Source organism: Streptomyces sp. NPDC005202, from assembly GCF_040608235.1.
Lineage (GTDB): Bacteria > Actinomycetota > Actinomycetes > Streptomycetales > Streptomycetaceae > Streptomyces.
This window is the reverse complement of record NZ_JBEXHW010000046.1, coordinates 1-16,966: the sequence shown is the minus strand read 5'-3', so window position 1 is coordinate 16,966 and position 16,966 is coordinate 1. Positions and strand designations below refer to the sequence as shown.

15 protein-coding genes and 3 pseudogenes are annotated in these 16,966 nt (G+C 71.1%); 11 read left to right on the top strand and 7 right to left on the bottom strand.

Annotation, left to right across the window (positions count from 1 at the left end; translation table 11 throughout):
- Window positions 1-55 precede the first annotated feature (55 nt).
- Window positions 56-1,307, top strand: a pseudogene (locus ABZV31_RS34960) (alpha-L-fucosidase).
- Between the two features lie 302 nt (window positions 1,308-1,609).
- On the opposite strand, the gene ABZV31_RS34955 reads toward ABZV31_RS34960, so the two are convergent.
- Entirely contained in the window at window positions 1,610-3,295 is a 1,686-nt protein-coding gene (locus ABZV31_RS34955; protein ID WP_355900874.1) for a carbohydrate binding domain-containing protein, read from the bottom strand.
- 192 nt (window positions 3,296-3,487) lie between these two features.
- A complete protein-coding gene (locus tag ABZV31_RS34950; RefSeq protein WP_355900873.1) occupies window positions 3,488-4,618 on the bottom strand; it encodes an ATP-grasp domain-containing protein in 1,131 nt (376 codons plus the stop codon).
- Between the two features lie 349 nt (window positions 4,619-4,967).
- Here ABZV31_RS34950 and ABZV31_RS34945 point away from each other — a divergent pair, with 349 nt between their 5' ends.
- Window positions 4,968-5,831: a metallophosphoesterase gene (locus tag ABZV31_RS34945; RefSeq protein ID WP_355900872.1), complete on the top strand. Its 864-nt coding sequence runs from the start codon at window positions 4,968-4,970 to the stop codon at window positions 5,829-5,831.
- Window positions 5,828-6,508 (top strand): 4'-phosphopantetheinyl transferase superfamily protein, encoded by a 681-nt coding sequence (locus ABZV31_RS34940; RefSeq protein ID WP_355900871.1) that lies wholly within the window; start codon window positions 5,828-5,830, stop codon window positions 6,506-6,508. Before ABZV31_RS34945 ends, ABZV31_RS34940 begins: the two co-directional genes overlap by 4 nt.
- 158 nt (window positions 6,509-6,666) lie before the next feature.
- On the opposite strand, the gene ABZV31_RS34935 is transcribed toward ABZV31_RS34940, so the two are convergent.
- Entirely contained in the window at window positions 6,667-6,903 is a 237-nt protein-coding gene (locus tag ABZV31_RS34935; RefSeq protein ID WP_355900870.1) for a hypothetical protein, read from the bottom strand.
- Between the two features lie 249 nt (window positions 6,904-7,152).
- On the opposite strand from ABZV31_RS34935, the gene ABZV31_RS34930 reads away from it, so the two are divergent.
- The gene (locus ABZV31_RS34930) at window positions 7,153-8,115 is read left to right on the top strand and encodes an alpha/beta fold hydrolase (RefSeq protein ID WP_355900869.1); all 963 of its coding nucleotides are present in this window, start codon (window positions 7,153-7,155) and stop codon (window positions 8,113-8,115) included.
- Window positions 8,116-8,191: 76 nt separating this feature from the next.
- Here ABZV31_RS34930 and ABZV31_RS34925 read toward each other — a convergent pair whose 3' ends face one another.
- Both ABZV31_RS34925 and ABZV31_RS34920 read right to left on the bottom strand, forming a co-directional pair.
- Entirely contained in the window at window positions 8,192-8,767 is a 576-nt protein-coding gene (locus ABZV31_RS34925; RefSeq protein WP_355900886.1) for a toxin-antitoxin system, toxin component, read from the bottom strand.
- A gap of 32 nt (window positions 8,768-8,799) precedes the next feature.
- On the bottom strand, window positions 8,800-9,456 hold the full coding sequence (locus ABZV31_RS34920; protein ID WP_355900868.1) for a helix-turn-helix transcriptional regulator: 657 nt from the start codon (window positions 9,454-9,456) through the stop codon (window positions 8,800-8,802).
- 223 nt (window positions 9,457-9,679) lie between these two features.
- On the opposite strand from ABZV31_RS34920, the gene ABZV31_RS34915 reads away from it, so the two are divergent.
- Window positions 9,680-10,351 (top strand): hypothetical protein, encoded by a 672-nt coding sequence (locus ABZV31_RS34915; RefSeq protein WP_355900867.1) that lies wholly within the window; start codon window positions 9,680-9,682, stop codon window positions 10,349-10,351.
- A gap of 114 nt (window positions 10,352-10,465) precedes the next feature.
- Here ABZV31_RS34915 and ABZV31_RS34910 read toward each other — a convergent pair whose 3' ends face one another.
- The gene (locus ABZV31_RS34910) at window positions 10,466-11,248 is read right to left on the bottom strand and encodes a cache domain-containing protein (protein WP_355900866.1); all 783 of its coding nucleotides are present in this window, start codon (window positions 11,246-11,248) and stop codon (window positions 10,466-10,468) included.
- 36 nt (window positions 11,249-11,284) lie between these two features.
- Complete coding sequence (locus ABZV31_RS34905; RefSeq protein WP_355900885.1) at window positions 11,285-11,974, bottom strand: GntR family transcriptional regulator; 690 nt, start codon at window positions 11,972-11,974, stop codon at window positions 11,285-11,287.
- A gap of 213 nt (window positions 11,975-12,187) precedes the next feature.
- On the opposite strand from ABZV31_RS34905, the gene ABZV31_RS34900 reads away from it, so the two are divergent.
- From ABZV31_RS34900 to ABZV31_RS34875, 6 genes and pseudogenes are all read left to right on the top strand, one after another.
- On the top strand, window positions 12,188-13,225 hold the full coding sequence (locus ABZV31_RS34900; RefSeq protein ID WP_355900865.1) for an ABC transporter ATP-binding protein: 1,038 nt from the start codon (window positions 12,188-12,190) through the stop codon (window positions 13,223-13,225).
- A 27-nt stretch (window positions 13,226-13,252) separates the two neighbouring features.
- On the top strand, window positions 13,253-14,452 hold the full coding sequence (locus ABZV31_RS34895) for an ABC transporter substrate-binding protein (RefSeq protein WP_355900864.1): 1,200 nt from the start codon (window positions 13,253-13,255) through the stop codon (window positions 14,450-14,452).
- Window positions 14,453-14,455: 3 nt separating this feature from the next.
- Window positions 14,456-15,355, top strand: a complete 900-nt coding sequence (locus ABZV31_RS34890; RefSeq protein WP_355900863.1) for an ABC transporter permease — start codon at window positions 14,456-14,458, stop codon at window positions 15,353-15,355.
- 17 nt (window positions 15,356-15,372) lie between these two features.
- The gene (locus ABZV31_RS34885; RefSeq protein WP_355900862.1) at window positions 15,373-16,188 is read left to right on the top strand and encodes an ABC transporter permease; all 816 of its coding nucleotides are present in this window, start codon (window positions 15,373-15,375) and stop codon (window positions 16,186-16,188) included.
- 38 nt (window positions 16,189-16,226) lie between these two features.
- A pseudogene (locus tag ABZV31_RS34880) lies at window positions 16,227-16,478 on the top strand (proline racemase family protein); the annotation flags it as partial.
- A 45-nt stretch (window positions 16,479-16,523) separates the two neighbouring features.
- Window positions 16,524-16,787 (top strand): annotated as a pseudogene (locus tag ABZV31_RS34875) (GntR family transcriptional regulator); the annotation flags it as partial.
- Between the last annotated feature and the right edge of the window lie 179 nt (window positions 16,788-16,966).

Sequence of the window (16,966 nt, the reverse complement as noted above, 5' to 3'; positions counted from 1 at the left end):
ACCGCCGCGCCCGCCCCGCCCCAAGTCTCTGTGCTCTCTTCCCGGGAGTTCTGCCGTGCCCATGCAACCGTGGTTCACCGACGCCAAGTTGGGGATCTTCGTCCACTGGGGGATCTACGCCGTCGACGGCGTCCAGGAGTCCTGGTCGTTCTACGACGACATTGTGCCGCACGACCAGTACATGTCCCAGCTCGACCGCTTCACCGCCTCCCGCTACGACCCGCGGGCCTGGGCGAAGCTGTTCGCCCGGGCCGGCGCCAGGTACGCCGTCCTGACCAGCCGCCACCACGACGGCGTGGCCCTGTGGGACACCGCCTACGGCGATCTCAACCTGGGCCGCGACTTCCTGTCCGGTTACGTGGACGCCCTGCGCGAGCAGGGCCTGAAGGTCGGCCTCTACTACTCGCACTCGGACTGGAACCACCCCGACTACGCCTCCACGCGCAAGCCGGGCCGCCCGCCGGAGCTGGAGGACAACCGCTACTCCGAGGTCGCCGCCGAGTTCGAGGACCTGGATGCCTGGGAGCGGTTCATCGCCTACCGGGACGGGCAGATCCGCGAGCTGGCGAGCCGGTACAAGCCCGATCTGATGTGGTTCGACGGCGAGTGGGACCGCAGCGAGGAGCAGTGGCGCATCCGGGAACTCGCCGCGCTGATCCGCTCGTACTCGCCCGACTGCATCTTCAACGCGCGCATGCTCAGCGAGGGCGACTACGCGACGCCCGAGCAGGGCGCGCCCGTGATACCGCCCCAGGGTCCCTGGGAGCTGTGCCTGACGATCAACGACTCGTGGGGCTTCCAGCACCACGACCACAACCACAAGTCGGTCGACCAGCTGATCCGCTACTTCACGGAGACGATCGGCGGCGGTGGCAACCTGCTGCTCGACGTGGGCCCCCGGCGAGGACGGCACGATCCCGGACGAGCAGGTGGAGCGCCTGGAGGGGCTCGGCGACTGGATCGCCAAGCACGCCGAGGCCGTGTACGGCACGGTGCGCGGGCTGCCCGCCGGCCACCACCACGGGCCGAGCACCCTCTCCCCGGACCGCCGCACGCTGTATCTGACCCTGTTCGACGCCCCGCGCGCGGCGTTCGGTGTCCGGGGACTGCTCAGCAAGGTGCGCCGCGTCACGGTGCTCGGCAGCGGCACGGAACTGGCCCACCGGGTCATCGGCGGTCTGCACGAGGCGCCGGGGGTGCTGTGGATCGAACCGCCCGCCGCGGCCGACCTCGACCCGCACGCCACGGTGGTCGCGGTGGAGCTGGAGGGTGAACTGGAGATATACCGGGGGTCGGGCCGCTTCTGACGGCGCAACCGGGCGGGTTTCCTCGGGTCGGCCGGTCGCTCCCCGTGACCGCGGCCGACCGACCCGAACCCCCGTTGCTTCCCCCGTGCTTTCCCCCGTGCTTTCCCCCTGGTGGCTCCCCGGTGGTGGTTCCCCGGTGGTGGTTCCCCGGTGGTGGTTCCCCGGTTCCCTGTCATGGAGAGCAGCGGACCCGCGCCCTGATACACCCCTGCACGAAAAAAGTTCCCGGCACGAAGTCCGCGGGGAAAGGGGGTGTCCCCCCGGCCCAGGAACCGGGGGGACATCGAGGGTCTGCGGTGTGCTCAGCCCGTGAAGCCGGCCGTGATGGACGTGAACTGCCAGTTGTTCTGGCTGATGCCGGAGCAGTTGCTCACCACGCCGCCGCCCGGGCACGGCCGGTCGCGGTTGACCGACCAGAAGGCGAGCCGGGCGATGTGGTGCGAGTTCGCCCAGTCACGGATCTGGGTCCAGATCGCCGGGGTGGTGTTCTCCTGCTGGTCGGACAGGCCGTTCATGCCGGAGATGCCGATGTGGGAGTAGGCCGTGGCGTCGTCCCAGCCGAACGTCGACTTCAGCTTGGCCTTCAGGCCCTCGGCCGCGTTGACGGTGCTGCCGTACATGTCGGCACCGCCGCCGAAGTCGAACGGCATGATCGTGAAGACGTCGATGTTCGCGTTCAGCGACTGCGCCTGCTCGATGAGCCGGTTGCCGTAGTACGTCGGGCCGGTCGTCGAGGTGCCGAAGGTGACGATCGTCTTCAGCCCCGGGTTGTTGGCCTTGATGGTCTTCAGCGCGGTCAGGATCTTCGCCTGCACGGCCTCGTTCTCGAACTCGTCCGTGTTCTCGATGTCCATGTCGACCGCCTTGAGGCCGTAGGCGTCGATCACCTTCTGCAGCGCCCCGGCGAGCGCGCTCGCGGAGGAGCAGTTGGCGCCGAGCTTGCTGCCCTGCCAGCCGCCGAACGACGGGACGACGTCACCGCCTGCGGAGCGGATCTGGTTGATGACACTCTGGTCGGTGCCGCCGGTCAGCGGCCGGCTGCCGTCCCAGGCGGGGTTGCAGCCGCCGGAGTCCAGCATGAACGCCATCGTGTACCACTTGATCCCGGTCGCGCTCATCACCGAGGTCGCGCTCGGCGGGTCGCCCCAGCCGAGGTACAGGTAGGGCGCCGCCTGCTTGAAGCCGGTGCCGCCGCCGCTGCCCGCGTCCGTCGTGACGGTCACCGCGTTGGAGGCAGCCGAGACGTTCCCGGCCGCGTCCCGCGCCTTGACCGTGAAGGTGTAGGAGGTGCTGGGCGAGAGTCCGCTCACCGTCGCCGTCGTACCGGAGACGCTCAGCACCTGGTTGGAACCGCTGGAGATGTCGTACGCCGTCACGCCCACGTTGTCCGTCGAGGCGTTCCACTTCAGCGACACGCTCGACGACGTCTTGCCGGTGGAGGCCAGGCCCGCGGGGGCGGTCGGCGCCTGGGTGTCCGAGCCGCCTCCGCCGCCGGGGCCGTCGAGGCTGATGTCGTCGGCGTAGTACGTGCCTTGCGCGTACCAACCGTGGACGTAGATGTTCGCGCTGGTCTGCGAGGCTCCGGTGGTGAACGACACCGACAGTCGGCTGTACGCCGACGGCGAGGTCGTCCACGTCGAGGCGCCGCCGTCGACGCCGAGGTAGACGTAGGAGCCGCGCACCCAGCCGCTGAGCGTGTACGTCGTGTTGGGCTGGACCGCGACGGTCTGGCTGCACTGGGCGTTGTCGCTGGAGGTCACCGCGCCGGCGAGGGCCTTGGAGCCGTCGTGCACGGGGGAGGAGACGACCGAGCCGAGGTTACCGGTGCAGGTCCAGGGGGAGAGGCTGCCCGACTCGAAGCCGGGGTTGGTGAGGATGTTGGCCGCGTGGGCCGTGCCGGGGAGGGCGATGGCCCCGGCGAGCGCCAGGGCCGCGGAGCCGAGCAGGGCAAGGAGCCGACGTCTGGGACGTCCGAGTGTGTTGCGCACGCGATCTCCCTGGAGGAATGGGGGTGTTCGGGAGGTGCACGAGAGTGCGGGTTGGTGCGCAACCAAGTTGGTATGGACCAATCGCGCTGTCAAGGGTTGGGGGAGGATTGGTCCATACCGGTGAGGGGATGCCGGTCACGGGCGCGGCGGACCGCGTGACAGGCCGCCGTCGACCCGCACCCGGCGGACGGCCTAAAGCGGCAGCACCTGCGCCGCAGCCCCGACGGAGTCGGCCGCGGCCGGCGAGGGCACTGCCGGCAGCAGCGACTCCACCTCCTCCGCCCGCTGCTGCGGCAGAGACACGGGCCGTACCGGACGCGGCCCGGAGACCACCGTGTAATCCTGCCCGAGGAACGGCGGCACGATCTCCCCGGGATCCTCGCCGAGCGCCAACTGCACCGCCGCCCACGGCGCGTTGACACCGCACAGCGACAGCTGGTGCAGCCCGCCGGCCGGACGCGTGTTGACGTCGAGAAGCACCGGCTCGTCGCCGTACATCCGGAACTGGATGTTGGACAGGTAGTGCAGACCGAAGCCCTCCGCGATCCGCCGGGCCGGCTCCAGCCACCGCTCGTGCAGCGTGAAGCCGCGGCGGCGGCCGTTCTTCGTGCGTCCCACGGCCAGGCGGATCCGGTTGTCCGGTCCCGTCAGGCAGTCCACCGACACCTCCGGCTGCTCCAGATGCGGCATCACCAGCCAGTCGACCGGTTCGTCCGCCTGCTCCAGGGCCTCGAGGACCAGGTCCAGCGGGACGTACGGGCTCGGGAAACCACTCAGATGCACGAGGGAGAAGGGGGCGCGGGTGACGACGCGGAAGCCCACCCCGCCCGCGCCGGACGCCGGCTTGAAGCACGCCCGGTGGCCGGCCGCCTCCACCTCCTCGACCGCGGCGAGGAGTTCGTCGGCGGTGCGCACCCGCCACCACGGCGGCACCGGCACGCCGACCGACCGGACCGCCTCGTACGCCGTCGCCTTGTCCTCGAAGACGGCCACCGCCTCGGGCGTCGGCGCCAGCAGCGCGGTGCCGACGGCCGCGAAGTCGGCGCGGTGCGCCACGATCGCGGCCTGGTGCAGCCGCGGCACGAACACGTCGATGCCGCGCCGCGCGCACTGGTCCAGCGCGTACTCGACGTACGCCGCTGGGGACAGCCCCTCGGGCTCGAGCTCGGCGGTGTCGGCGGCGGCCAGTACGGGGGAGTCGGCGTCGCCGTGCGTGGCATGGATCTCCACGGCCCGGTCGCTGGGATTTCTCCGCAGCTGATCCATGAAGAACACGTTCTCCGCGTACGTGCGGTTGAGCCAGACGCGTACGCGAGAGACCATGCAGGCCGCCTTTCATGGTGTGCGGGCAGGGCGAAGCAGGCCGTGCCCGGCCAGGGAGGATGGAGGGACACCAAACCGCCCTGCGCGAGGGAAAGTTCCGGCGGTGGTGTTGGGGCGATCATACGGCTTTCGAGGACCGTGGCGTGCAACGCGCACGTTACGGATTCGCCGATGGTGCTCACCCCGATCACCGGATCCTGCCGTCGAGGGGCCGGCCCCGGTGCGATCGCACATGTCACCGGTGTGGTTTCCGGCCGCGGAGCGCACGCCGGTGGCCCGGAGCGCCCTTGTCCGAATGCCGTCGGGTGTGTTGTCGTGGTGCCGTTCGCGTGCGCGGAGGAGGCGAGAGGTGACGACGACGGCCGGCGGTGGTACCGGACGGCTGCTGGCCATCAGCGACCTGCACATCGGCTACGCCGAGAACCGCGCCCTGGTCGAGAGCATGGGGCCCGGCTCGGACGACGACTGGCTGCTCGTGGCCGGGGACGTCGCGGAGACCGTGGCCGACATCCGGTGGGCGCTGAAGATGCTCGCGAGCCGCTTCCGCAAGGTCGTCTGGGCCCCCGGCAACCACGAGCTGTGGACCCATCCGAAGGACACCGTCACCCTGCGCGGCGTCGCCCGCTACGAGCACCTGGTCGAGCTGTGCCGGGAACTGGGCGTGACGACGCCGGAGGACCCCTACCCGGTCTGGGACGGGCCCGGTGGCCCGGTGGCCGTGGCGCCGCTGTTCCTGCTGTACGACTACTCCTTCCTGCCGGCCGGCTGCACCACCAAGGACGAGGGACTGGCCTACGCGCACGGCACCGGCATCGTCTGCAACGACGAGTACCTGCTGCACCCCGACCCCTACCCGAGCCGCGAGGCCTGGTGCCGGGCCCGGGTCGCCGAGACCGAGCGCCGGCTCGCCGAGCTGCCCGGCGACCTCCCCACGGTCCTCGTCAACCACTACCCGCTGGACCGGCACCCGACGGACGTCCTGTGGTACCCCGAGTTCGCCATGTGGTGCGGCACCCGGCTGACCGCCGACTGGCACCGCAGATTCCGCGTGACCGCCATGGTCTACGGTCATCTCCACATTCCGCGGACCACCTGGCACGAGGGCGTCCGCTTCGAGGAGGTGTCGGTGGGATACCCCCGCGAATGGCGCAAGCGCCCGGAACCACCGGGCAGGCTGCGCCGCGTACTGCCGATGGAGGTCGGACCCCGGTGATCGAGGAGCTGCTCCCGGAGTCGGTGGTGGCCGTGGAGGCACACGGTGACGACGAGACCGAGACCGCCCCGCTGTACCCCGAGGAGCAGGAACTGGTGGCGAGGGCGGTCGCCAAGCGTCGCCGCGAGTTCGCCGCCGTGCGCGCCTGCGCCCGCCGCGCCATGGAGAAGCTCGGGGTACCGCCGCAGCCCGTCCTGCCCGGCGACCGCGGCGCACCGCGCTGGCCGGACGGCCTGGTCGGCAGCATGACCCACTGCGACGGCTACCGCGCCGCCGCCCTGGTGCGCGCCACCGACCTGGCCTCCCTCGGCATCGACGCCGAACCCCACGCCCCGCTCCCGGACGGCGTCCTGCCCTCCGTCGCCCTTCCCGCCGAGCAGCAGCGGCTCGGGTACCTGGCCGCGCGGCAGCCCGCCGTCCACTGGGACCGGCTGCTGTTCAGCGCCAAGGAGTCCGTCTACAAGGCGTGGTTCCCCCTGACCGGGCAGTGGCTGGGCTTCGCGGAGGCGGACATCCAGCTCCACGCGGACCCCGGGACGTCACCGCACGGCCGCTTCCGCGCCGAACTGCTCGTCCCGGGGCCGCTGGTGGGCGGCCGGCGGCTCGCGCACTTCGAGGGGCGGTGGACCGTCCGGCAAGGGCTGGTGGCCACCGCGGTGACGGTCCCGCACACCTGACCCGGGTCACGGGTCCGTACGTCGACCTGGTTCACGGGTCCGCACGTCTGACCCGGTTTACGGGTCGCACGTCTGCCCCGGTTTACGGGTCGCACGTCTGCCCCGGGTCACGGGTCGCACGCTTGACCCAGGTCACGGGTCCCGTACGCCCAGCGGGGTCACGGCTGCGGACACCAGCTCTGCAGCAGCCGGAAGAACGCCTCCTCGTTGCCCGTCAGGCCCGCCCGGGCCAGGGCCCGCTCCGCCTCGGCGAGCACGGCGGGCGGGACGACGGGTGGTCGGCCACCGTCCGGCGGGCCGGCCGGGTCATCGAAAGCGGCGCGCACCGTGTGCAGCAGCCGCAGATAGGCCTGGACGGCGGTGCGTTCGCGATCGGTCAGTACGGCGGTCGGCATGGTCGCTTCTCCCCGGTCGGCGTCAGGACGGTCACGCGCCGGCCACTCGGACGGCGCCCGCGCCTCCGCACTGCGGCGGCGCACCCTCCAGCTTGCCGCTCACCACTGACAATGCCCCTGCGCTACGCGTCGGTTCGCCCGCTTAGCGGAGGCGAAACCTTCCCGAAACCCCCTGGGGAACAGCCGTCCTAGGCGGGAGTGACGGCTTTCGGCCGCTTCCCGGCGGCTCCGGCGACGAAAGGCGCGTGCGTGGTCGACGTTCCGCGCCGGCGCCCGGCGCGCGCGGCACGGCTGCGCCCGGTGGGCGACGGAGAACTGCAGTTGCAGTACCGGGTCGTGCACGGCTACCGCCGTGCCTTCCGCATGGCCGGCGAGGGCCCGGTGCTGATCCTCATCCACGGCATCGGGGACTCCTCGGCGACCTGGGCGGGACTCGTCCCCGACCTCGCCCGCACCCACACCGTGATCGCCCCCGACCTGCTCGGCCACGGCGCCTCGGACAAGCCGCGGGCCGACTACTCCGTGGCCGCCTACGTCAACGGTGTGCGCGATCTGCTCACCACGCTCGGGGTGGAGTCGGCGACACTGGTCGGGCATTCGCTGGGCGGGGGAGTGGCGATGCAGTTCGCCTACCGGTTCCCCGAGCGCACCGAGCGGCTCGTCCTGCTCGGCGCGGGTGGTGTCGGCCGCGAGGCCAACCCCGGTGCTGCGGCTGGTCTCCCTCCCCGGCGCGCACCTGATGCTGTCCACGCTCCGTCTGCCCGGGATGTGGCTCCAAGTGGGCCTCGCGGTACGTCTGATGAAGCTGCTGGACACGGACTGGGCCGGGACGCACCGGAGTTGCTGACCCTGGTGGACGCGCTGCCCGACGAGATCTCGCGCAGTGCCTTCATCCGCACGCTGCGCGCGCTGGTCGACTGGCGCGGCCAGGTCGTGACCATGTTGGACCCGCTGCTACCTCACCGAGGGCATGCCCACGATGCTGCTGTGGGGCGACCGGGACAGTGTGGTGCCGGTGCGGCACGCCCACCGTGCGCACGTGGCGATGCCGGGCAGTCGGCTGGAGATCTTCCAGGGCGCGGGCCACTTCCCGTTCCACACGGACCCCGCCCGCTTCGTGGCCCTGATCGAGGACTTCACCGCCACCACCGCCCCCGCCGACTGGAGCCGCGACCACTGGCGGCGCGACCTGCTCCGCACCGGCGGCCATAACCGACCGCCCCGCCCGCACCGGCACGACGGACCGCACCTTGCGCGAGGCGAGCGAACGCAGCGCGACGTGAGGAATTCAGCCGGACTTCACCTGCGGCCGTTCCTTGGCGGAGGCGTCCCCCTCCGCCCGTCGGCCCACATACCCCAATGACGCCTCGATCCGCCCCGCCAGATGGTCGCGCTGCACCGGTCCCCGCAGGGACGAACCTGCAAGCCATGTACGGCACTTGCTGGCGAGCAGCAGGCCGAAGGTCTCGGCTTCCTCCTCCTTGGCGACGTCGAAGCGGGTGCGTGCGGCGACCTTGTGGACCGTCGCCTGGAGGTCGGCGCCGTCGTTGAGCAGGCGAGCGGCGACCGCGACTCCGTCGACGTGATGGCTGCAGTGCCCGGCCTTCATGTGCCACAGCTCGTGGCCGAGGATCACCAACTGGTGGTCGGGAGCGGTGCGTTCCTCGACGAGCACCAGGTCCTGGTCGGCCATGTCGAGCCACAGCCCGTTGGCGGTCCCGGGCGGAAAGGCGGCCGTACGGAAGCGGACGGGCCGGCCGCGGCGCCTGCTCATCGCGTCGCACAGCGCGGCGTACAGGTCGGCGGGCCGCGCCGGCACCGGCAGCGTCAGCTCGGCGACCAGCTCGCCGCACAGGCGGCGCATGTCCTTGCCGATGCCCACGGCTCTCCCCAGCATCACGACTCGGGCCGTTTGACGCTCTCCAGGAGCATGTCCAGCCACTCGGCGACCTTGTCGCGGTGCTGGTCGGTGGGCAGCTGCGCGGCCCGCCAGGCGATCCCGCGGACGCCGTGGTCCTGCAGCAGCCGCTCCAGCGGGTCGTCGGCGGCCTCGGCCGCCTTCCGCTCGCGGTCGGCGAGCCGTTGCAGGAGTTCCTGTTCGGTGCGCTGCAGCGCACCCGCGAGCGCCTCGGGGTCCTCGGCCGTGAGGAAGCCGGCGTGCACGCGGAAGAAGCGCTGGATGGCGTCGCAGTGCTCCATGGTGGGGCGCCGGTCGCCGTTGATGAGGGCGCCCGCCTGCTGCCGGGACATGCCCGCGCCGTCGGCGATCTCCTGCTGGGTGTAACGCCGTCCGTTGGGCTTGAGCCGGGTGCGGCGCAGCAGGTCCAGCCGCTGCAGGAACCGGGCCTGCACGTCCGGCTCGCCCGCGGGCCGGCCGCTCAGCAGGGCCCTGACCACGGGTTCCGGCACACCGCAGGCCACGGACAGGCGGGAGACGTCGAAGACCTCCGCGTGCGGCACGCCGAGGCGGTCGGCGAGCGCGGTGACACGTGCGACGACGGCCGGCAGCACAGCCGACGCCGTGGTGCCCGGATCCTCGAAGCCCTCCGTCACCGACAGATCTCCTACGTCTCTCACAGGCTTCTCACAAACGGTTGCCGTGAACTTCCCGGAGAGTAGCCGGTGGTTCGAACTCACATCCAGGTCTCGCCACAACTGTGGCCAATTTCAGCCGTCAACCGGCATGAAATGCCACGATAGTTGACACCACATGCGTCTCAGCAGCAGGATCAAGGCGCCGCGTGAAGGCCGCATAGGCAAGAGGGGTGACCTCCCGATGGCATTTCAGGCAGGAGGGCAGCGGCCGGCGCCGCGGCCCGTCCCCGCAAGTCCCGAGGCGCAGGCCTATCTGCAGGACTACGTCACGCTTCTGGAGGCCGTCCCCTTTCCCTCCCTCGTCGTCGACCACCGCTGGGACGTGGTCCTGACCAACAGCGCGTTCGCGTCACTTTTCCGCGCCGTCGGCCCGCACCCGACGGCCATGCCGAGCGACAACTTCCTCCGGTTCGTCCTGTTCCACCCGGACGCGGGCAGCGTCCTCGGCGAGCACGAGTCGCGCTGGTGCCTGCCGATGCTGGCGCACTTCGCGGCCACCGTGGAGCGCCACGGCCACGACCACGGGCTGCAGGCGATCCGCCGGGACATCGCCCAGGACCCCATCATGGAGGCCGCCTACCGGCAGGGCCTGCCGCACTGGATCCGCGCGGTCGGCGAGGCGGCCGTCGAGTCCGACGGCGCGGTTCGCCCGCTGCTGCATCCCGACCCGCGCTGGGGCGCCACCGACTGCCGCATCATCGACGAGACCCCGGCAACCCTGCGGGACCTGGGCTACACGCGGCTCACCCTGGTCCTGCGCGAGACGCGCCGCCCCGCCGCGGTCGTGCGCAGGCCGCGGCGCACCCGGCGCCCGGCAAGCCATCTCAGCGTGGTGCAGGCCCCCGAATCCTGACCCGGCACCGTCGGCGTTCAGGTCGCCGACGGCGCCGTGCCCACCCTCGTCCACGGCCGTTTCTCCGGCACCGCTCACCACAGTTCGCGGTCCCTGCGCCACGTGGTCCCCGGGTCACCTCTCCGCCACCACGAGGACGAGCGGAACGCCTCGGCAGGGCACCAACCGCATCCCGTCGAACTCCCCGATCCGCCCCTGTTCCAGCACCGCCGCGAACTCCGGCCCCCTGGTGAGGGATCCGGCCAGGTGCGCGGGGTCGGCGGAGGCCGCCACCCGCCCCCGGGCGTTGACCAGACGCGCGGGCCCGGGCAGCTTGCGCAGCAGCGGCAGCACGGCCGCCTCGAAGTGCCGCAGGTACACGTCGGCCGCGGCCACCCCCGCGAACCGGCCGTCCACCTCCACCGGCGCGGACAGCGTGAGGCTGTACTCGTCGGAGCAGAGGTAGTCCACGTAGGGCCCGGCCACGGCCCGCCGCCCGGTGTCGCGGGGCAGCGTGAACCAGTCCCAGTGCGTGTAGTCCGAGTACGCCGACTGCTGCGGGTCGAGGTCGAGCAGCAGCGGCCGCACGTCTCCCTCGGCGGTGCTCTGCCACCACTCCAGCCACGCCGGTACGTCGGCCAGCAGCCCCGGAGCGGCGATGAAGCCGACCCCGGAGACCAGCTCCTTGCGGGCCAGGCGCAGATGGAGCCCCGGCCGCAGCGCGGCGAGGTCGACGGTCGCCGGCCGGCGCCCCTCCGCGGCCACCCGGGCCAGCAGCGCCGCCGTGTCGGCACGGGTCTCGGCGACCGCGTCGAACACCGCCTCCAGCGCGCGGCCCACCTGTGCCGCGACGTGCTCCTCGGCGGACGCGCCGCGCGTCGTGGCCGTCGCCCCGACGAGCGCGGGGCTCCTGCTCATGGCGCCCTCCAGCGGACGGGGCCGGACGCGGCACGGCTACAGGGCCAGGCGCAGGGCGACGAGCCGCGTCGCCGACTCCTGTATGCACCGCTCGGCCAGCGTACGGGCCGAATCACGGAGCCCATCCTGCACGGCCGAGATCACGCGGCGGTGGCGGTCTGCGACTTCTTCACGATATTCGTCGTTCCCGAGCACGAGACACGGCAGCGCCCCGACCTCCGCCTGCAGCGCGACCTGCTCCCGGGTGAGCCGGGCGGACTGCGCGGCCGCCGCCAGCTCGACGTGGAACCGGCCGTACAGCCGGCTGCGTGCCGCAGCCTCCTCGGCGTGCGCCAACTCCTCGGCCGTACGCCGCAGATGGCCGAGATCGTCCGGCTCCGTGCGCTCCGCCGCGAGCCGGGCCGCGGCGCCCGACAGCGCGGCCCAGTGGTCGCCGAGGTCGCGCAGCTCCTCGGTGCTCCAGCCACGTAGCCGGACCTTCAGCCGTTCCTCGCCGGGGACGTCGGGCAGCGACACGAAGCTGCCGCCGCCGCGACCGCGCCGGGTGGTGACGAGTCCCTGCTGCCGCAGCGCCATGAGCGCCTCCCGCAGTGTCACCGTGGATACGCCGAGCTGCCCGGCCAGTTCGCTCTCGCCGGGCAACTGCTCCCCGTCGGCGAGCAGCCCCAGTTCGATGGCGTCGCCGATCCTGCGGACGACCGCGTCCACCCGTGCCCGGTTGTCCACCGGCGCGAAGACAACTCTGCGGGCGCCGAGTTCGCCGGCCGCGCCGGCCCGTCCGGCCCCGCCGACCTCCCTGGCCCCGCTGTCGACGTGTCGTTGCTTCACGGCCACCACCCTGCCTGTTGACCCAAGCTTTGCCCTGAGACAATCTTGAGCTTTGAACTATGACTTCATATGTTTCCGTGCAACGTGAGAGAGCGCCAGAAAGGTTCCCGCATGGAGGGAGTTGCGATCCGGCTGAACGGTCTGCGCAAGACGTTCGGGGAGACGACCGCGGTGGACGGGGTCGATCTGGAGATCCGCGACGGGGAGTTCTTCTCGATGCTCGGCCCGTCCGGCTCGGGCAAGACCACGGTGCTGCGTCTGATCGCGGGCTTCGAGACGCCCACCGAGGGCCGGATCGAACTCGCCGGACAGGAGGTCACGGGCCTTGCCCCCTTCGAGCGGGACGTCCACACCGTCTTCCAGGACTACGCCCTCTTCCCGCACATGACCGTCGAGCAGAACGTCGCCTACGCCCTCAAAGTCCGCAAGGTGCCCAAGGCCGAACGGCTCGTCCGGGCCCGCAAGGCGCTCGCCGAGGTGCGCCTCGACGGCTTCGGCAAGCGGCGCCCGGCCCAGCTCTCCGGCGGCCAGCGCCAGCGCGTCGCCCTCGCCCGCGCCCTCGTCGGCCGGCCCCGTGTGCTGCTGCTGGACGAGCCGCTCGGCGCTCTCGACCTGAAACTGCGCGAGCAGATGCAGGTCGAACTCAAGGCGCTCCAGCGGGAGGTCGGCATCACCTTCGTCTTCGTCACCCACGACCAGGAGGAGGCGCTGACGATGAGCGACCGCATCGCCGTCTTCCACCGGGGCCGCATCGAACAGGTCGGCACCCCCGCCGAGATCTACGAGCGCCCAGCGACCCCGTTCGTCGCGTCCTTTGTCGGCACCTCGAACCTGCTGGCGGGCGAGTCCGCCCAGCGGATCCTCGGCACCCCCGGCACCTACAGCATCCGGCCGGAGAAGATCCGCGTGCTGAAGGAGTCCGCCGACGCGGACGAGCCCGGGCACGCCACCGCCACGGGCACCGTCGCCGACGCCGTCTACCTGGGCGACGCCACCCGCTTCCTGGTCGACCTCGACGCCGGCGGCCGCCTCACCGCCCTCCAGCAGAACCTGGAGACCTCCGCCGAGGACGTCGCCGCCTACCGCGACACCCGGGTCCGCCTGACGTGGCACCGCCGCCACACGGTCCAGGTCCCCGACGCCCGCTGATCCACCCCCTGACGTAGGGAGAACGTCGTGCGCCTCACCCGAACACTCAAGGCCGCGGCCGCCGCCGCGCTGCTGCTCGCCGCCACCGCCTGTGGATCCTCCGGCTCCCAGGGCGGCTCCTCGGCCACCGGCCTCAACCCCCCCGACCTCAAGGCGCAGTCGAAGCTCGGCAGGACCGAGGGCCAGGTCAACCTCATCGCCTGGGCCGGGTATGTCGAGGACGGCTCCAACGACCCCAAGGTCGACTGGGTCAGCGACTTCGAGAAACAGACAGGGTGCCAGGTGCACTCCAAAGTCGCGGCCAGCTCCGACGAGATGGTCAAACTGATGAAGACGGGGGAGTACGACGCCGTCTCCGCCTCCGGCGACGCCTCCCTGCGCCTGATCGCCTCCGGCGACGCGGCCCCCGTCAACACCAACCTCGTACCGAACTACAAGGACATCTTCGGCGACCTGAAGATGCAGGCCTGGAACTCCGTCAAGGGCAAGGCGTACGGCATTCCGCACGGCCGCGGCGCCAACCTGCTGATGTACAACACGGAGAAGGTGAAGCCCGCGCCCACCTCCTGGTCCGCCGTCTTCGACGACGCGTCCCGGTACAAGGGGCACGTCACCGCGTACGACTCGCCCATCTACATCGCCGACGCGGCCCTGTATCTCAAGGCCACGAAGCCGGAGTTGAAGATCAAGGACCCGTACGCCCTCGACCAGAAGCAGTTCGACGCCGCGGTCGCCCTGCTGAAGAAGCAGAACGCCAACATCGGCGAGTACTGGGGCGACTACCTCAAGGAGGTCTCCGCCTTCAAGAGCGGCGACTCCGTGATCGGCACCACCTGGCAGGTCATCGCCAGCCTCGCCTCCTCCGAGGGCGCCAAGGTCAAGGCCATGGTGCCGAAGGAGGGTTCGACCGGCTGGTCCGACACCTGGATGATCTCCGCCAAGGCCAAGCACCCCAACTGCGCCTACAAGTGGCTCGACTGGATCGTCTCCCCGAAGGTCAACGCCCAGGTCGCCGAGTACTTCGGCGAGGCACCCGCCAACGCCAAGGCCTGCGACCAGACCAGCGACAAGAACTTCTGCGCCACCTACCACGCGGCGGACGCGGCCTACTGGAAGAAGGTCGCCTTCTGGAACACCCCCATCCAGCAGTGCCTGGACGGCCGTACGGACGTCAAGTGCGTGCCGTACGCGAAGTGGGTGCAGGCCTGGACCGAGATCAAGGGCTGAGCCGTGACCGTCACCGCGCAGAGCGCCGGGCGGAGCTCCAGGGGCACCGTCCGGCACCTCGCCGGGGTGCTCCACCGCCGCCCCCGGCTCCGGCTCTCCCTGCTGCTGACCGCCCCGCTGCTGTGGCTGGCCGTGCTGTACCTCGGCTCGCTGACCGTGCTGTTCGTCTCCGCGTTCTGGACGACGAACTCCTTCACCTCCCAGGTCGTCAAGGTCTGGTCGACCGACAACTTCCACGAGCTGTTCACCACGCCCGTCTACCGCCAGGTCGTCCTGCGCAGCGTGGGCGTGGCCCTGACGGTCACCGCCCTGTGCGCGGTGATCGCCTTCCCGCTCGCCTTCTACACCGCCCGCGTCGCGCGGCCGAAGTGGCGCCCGCTGCTCGTGGTCGCGATCCTCACCCCGCTGTGGGCGAGTTACCTCGTCAAGGTGTACGCCTGGCGGCTGATCCTCTCCCAGGGCGGGCTCGCGGACTGGATACTGAAGCCGTTCGGGCTGAGCGGACCCGGGTTCGGACTGCCGGCGGCCGTCCTGACCCTGACGTACCTGTGGCTGCCGTACATGATCCTGCCGATCCACACCGCCCTGGAGCAGTTGCCCGCCGGCCTCCTCGACGCGTCGGCCGACTTGGGGGCGCGTCCCGGGCGCACCTTCCGGTCGGTCGTGCTGCCGATGGTGCTGCCGTCCGTCGCCGCCGGATCGATCTTCACCTTCTCGCTCAGCCTCGGCGACTACATCACCGTGCAGATCGTCGGCGGCAAGACGCAGCTGATCGGCAACCTCGTCTACTCCAACATCGAACTCAACCTGCCCATGGCCGCCGCGCTCGGCACGGTCCCCGTCGTCGTCATCGTGCTGTACCTGCTGGCGATGCGCCGCACGGGCGCCCTCAGCAGCCTCTGAAGGGGGTGTTGGTCCTCATGCAGCTCTCCCGTTCCGCGCGCATCGCGCTGCGCGTCGCCGCCGGCTTCGGCTTTGCGGTGATCTACGTCCCGCTCCTGCTGGTCCTGGTCAACTCCCTGAACCCGGACCGCAGTGCGAGCTGGCCGCCGCCCGGCCTGACCCTGCACTGGTGGTCGGTGGCCTGGGAGAACGCCGGCGCCCGCAACGCGCTGTGGGTCTCGGTCAAGGCGGGCCTCGGCGCCACCGCCATCGCCCTGGTCCTCGGCACGCTCATCGCCTTCGCGGTGGCCCGACACCGGTTCTTCGGCCGGGACGCCCTCTCCTTCGTGGTCGTCCTGCCGATCGCACTGCCCGGCATCGTCACGGGCATCGCCCTCAACTCCGCCTTCTCCACGGTCCTCGCACCGCTCGGCGTCGGCCTCGGCCTGTTCACCGTGGTCGTCGGGCACGCCACCTTCTGCATCGTCGTCGTCTTCAACAACGTCGTCGCCCGGCTGCGCCGCACCCCCGGTTCGTACGAGGAGGCGGCGATGGACCTCGGCGCGCACACCTTCCGCGCCTTCGCCGACGTCACCTTCCCGCTGGTGCGCTCGGCGCTGTTCGCGGGCGGGCTGCTGGCCTTCGCGCTGTCCTTCGACGAGATCGTGGTGACCACCTTCACCGCCGGGCCCGGCATCCAGACCCTGCCCATCTGGATCTTCGACAACATGACCCGGCCGCAGCAGGCGCCGGTGGTGAACGTGGTGGCGGCCGTACTCGTCCTGCTCTCCGTCGTTCCGATCTACGTCGCCCAGCGGCTGTCGGCGGACACGGCGACCGGGAGCCGGGTGTAGCCGGTCCCGAGTGCGTCGGGACGTGCCGGCCGGTACCACGCTCGCCCTGCGGCACCGGCACGTGCGCGCGGATGGCGCAACTGCATGCGCGGGGCGAACTGCCGTTGCACACCGACTTCGTGAACGAATCCTTCATCGGCACCCGGTTCACCGGACGCCTGCTCGGCACCACCGAGGTCGCCGGCCGCCCGGCGGTCCTGCCCGGCTTCACCGGCCGTGCCTGGATCACGGGCACCGCGCAGTACCTGCTGGACCCGGAGGACCCCTTCCCGGCGGGGTTCGTGCTGTAGCCCGCGCCCATAATGACCGGTGACCGAGGAGGAGGACACAACACCATGGCCCCGCAGCACTCTCCCGCCCTGCCCACGCTGGGCGGCAGGAAGCCCAGCTACCGGGAGCGGGTGGCCGACGCGCTGCGGGCCGCGCTGATCGCCGGTGAACTGCGCCCCGGCGAGGTGTACTCCGCGCCCGGCCTCGCCCGCTTCGGCGTCTCCGCGACACCGGTGCGCGTGGCGATGCTCGACCTCGCCAAGGAGGGCCTGGTCGACACCGTCCCGAACAAGGGCTTCCGGGTCACCGCCGTCTCGGAGAAGCAACTAGGACGCGTATCGGGTCGTGATCAATCTGTCGATTTGCCCTCGTGGTGAGGCCCTGGACCGGTAGATCTTTTTCCGTGACGCGAATGCAACTGACGGATGCGGAATGGGAGTTCATCGGGCCGTACCTGCCGATCGGCGAGTACGGCCCGTATCCCGAGCGGCTTCGGCAGCAGTTCGAG

Excerpts from the sequence above, each read along its gene's own strand:
- ABZV31_RS34900 (WP_355900865.1), top strand. The coding sequence starts at position 12,188 with ATGGAGGGAGTTGCGATCCGGCTGAACGGTCTGCGCAAGACGTTCGGG.
- ABZV31_RS34915 (WP_355900867.1), top strand. The coding sequence starts at position 9,680 with ATGGCATTTCAGGCAGGAGGGCAGCGGCCGGCGCCGCGGCCCGTCCCC.
- ABZV31_RS34885 (WP_355900862.1), top strand. The coding sequence starts at position 15,373 with ATGCAGCTCTCCCGTTCCGCGCGCATCGCGCTGCGCGTCGCCGCCGGC.
- ABZV31_RS34925 (WP_355900886.1), bottom strand. The coding sequence starts at position 8,767 with ATGCGCCGCCTGTGCGGCGAGCTGGTCGCCGAGCTGACGCTGCCGGTG.
- ABZV31_RS34950 (WP_355900873.1), bottom strand. The coding sequence starts at position 4,618 with ATGGTCTCTCGCGTACGCGTCTGGCTCAACCGCACGTACGCGGAGAAC.
- ABZV31_RS34935 (WP_355900870.1), bottom strand. The coding sequence starts at position 6,903 with ATGCCGACCGCCGTACTGACCGATCGCGAACGCACCGCCGTCCAGGCC.
- ABZV31_RS34910 (WP_355900866.1), bottom strand. The coding sequence starts at position 11,248 with ATGAGCAGGAGCCCCGCGCTCGTCGGGGCGACGGCCACGACGCGCGGC.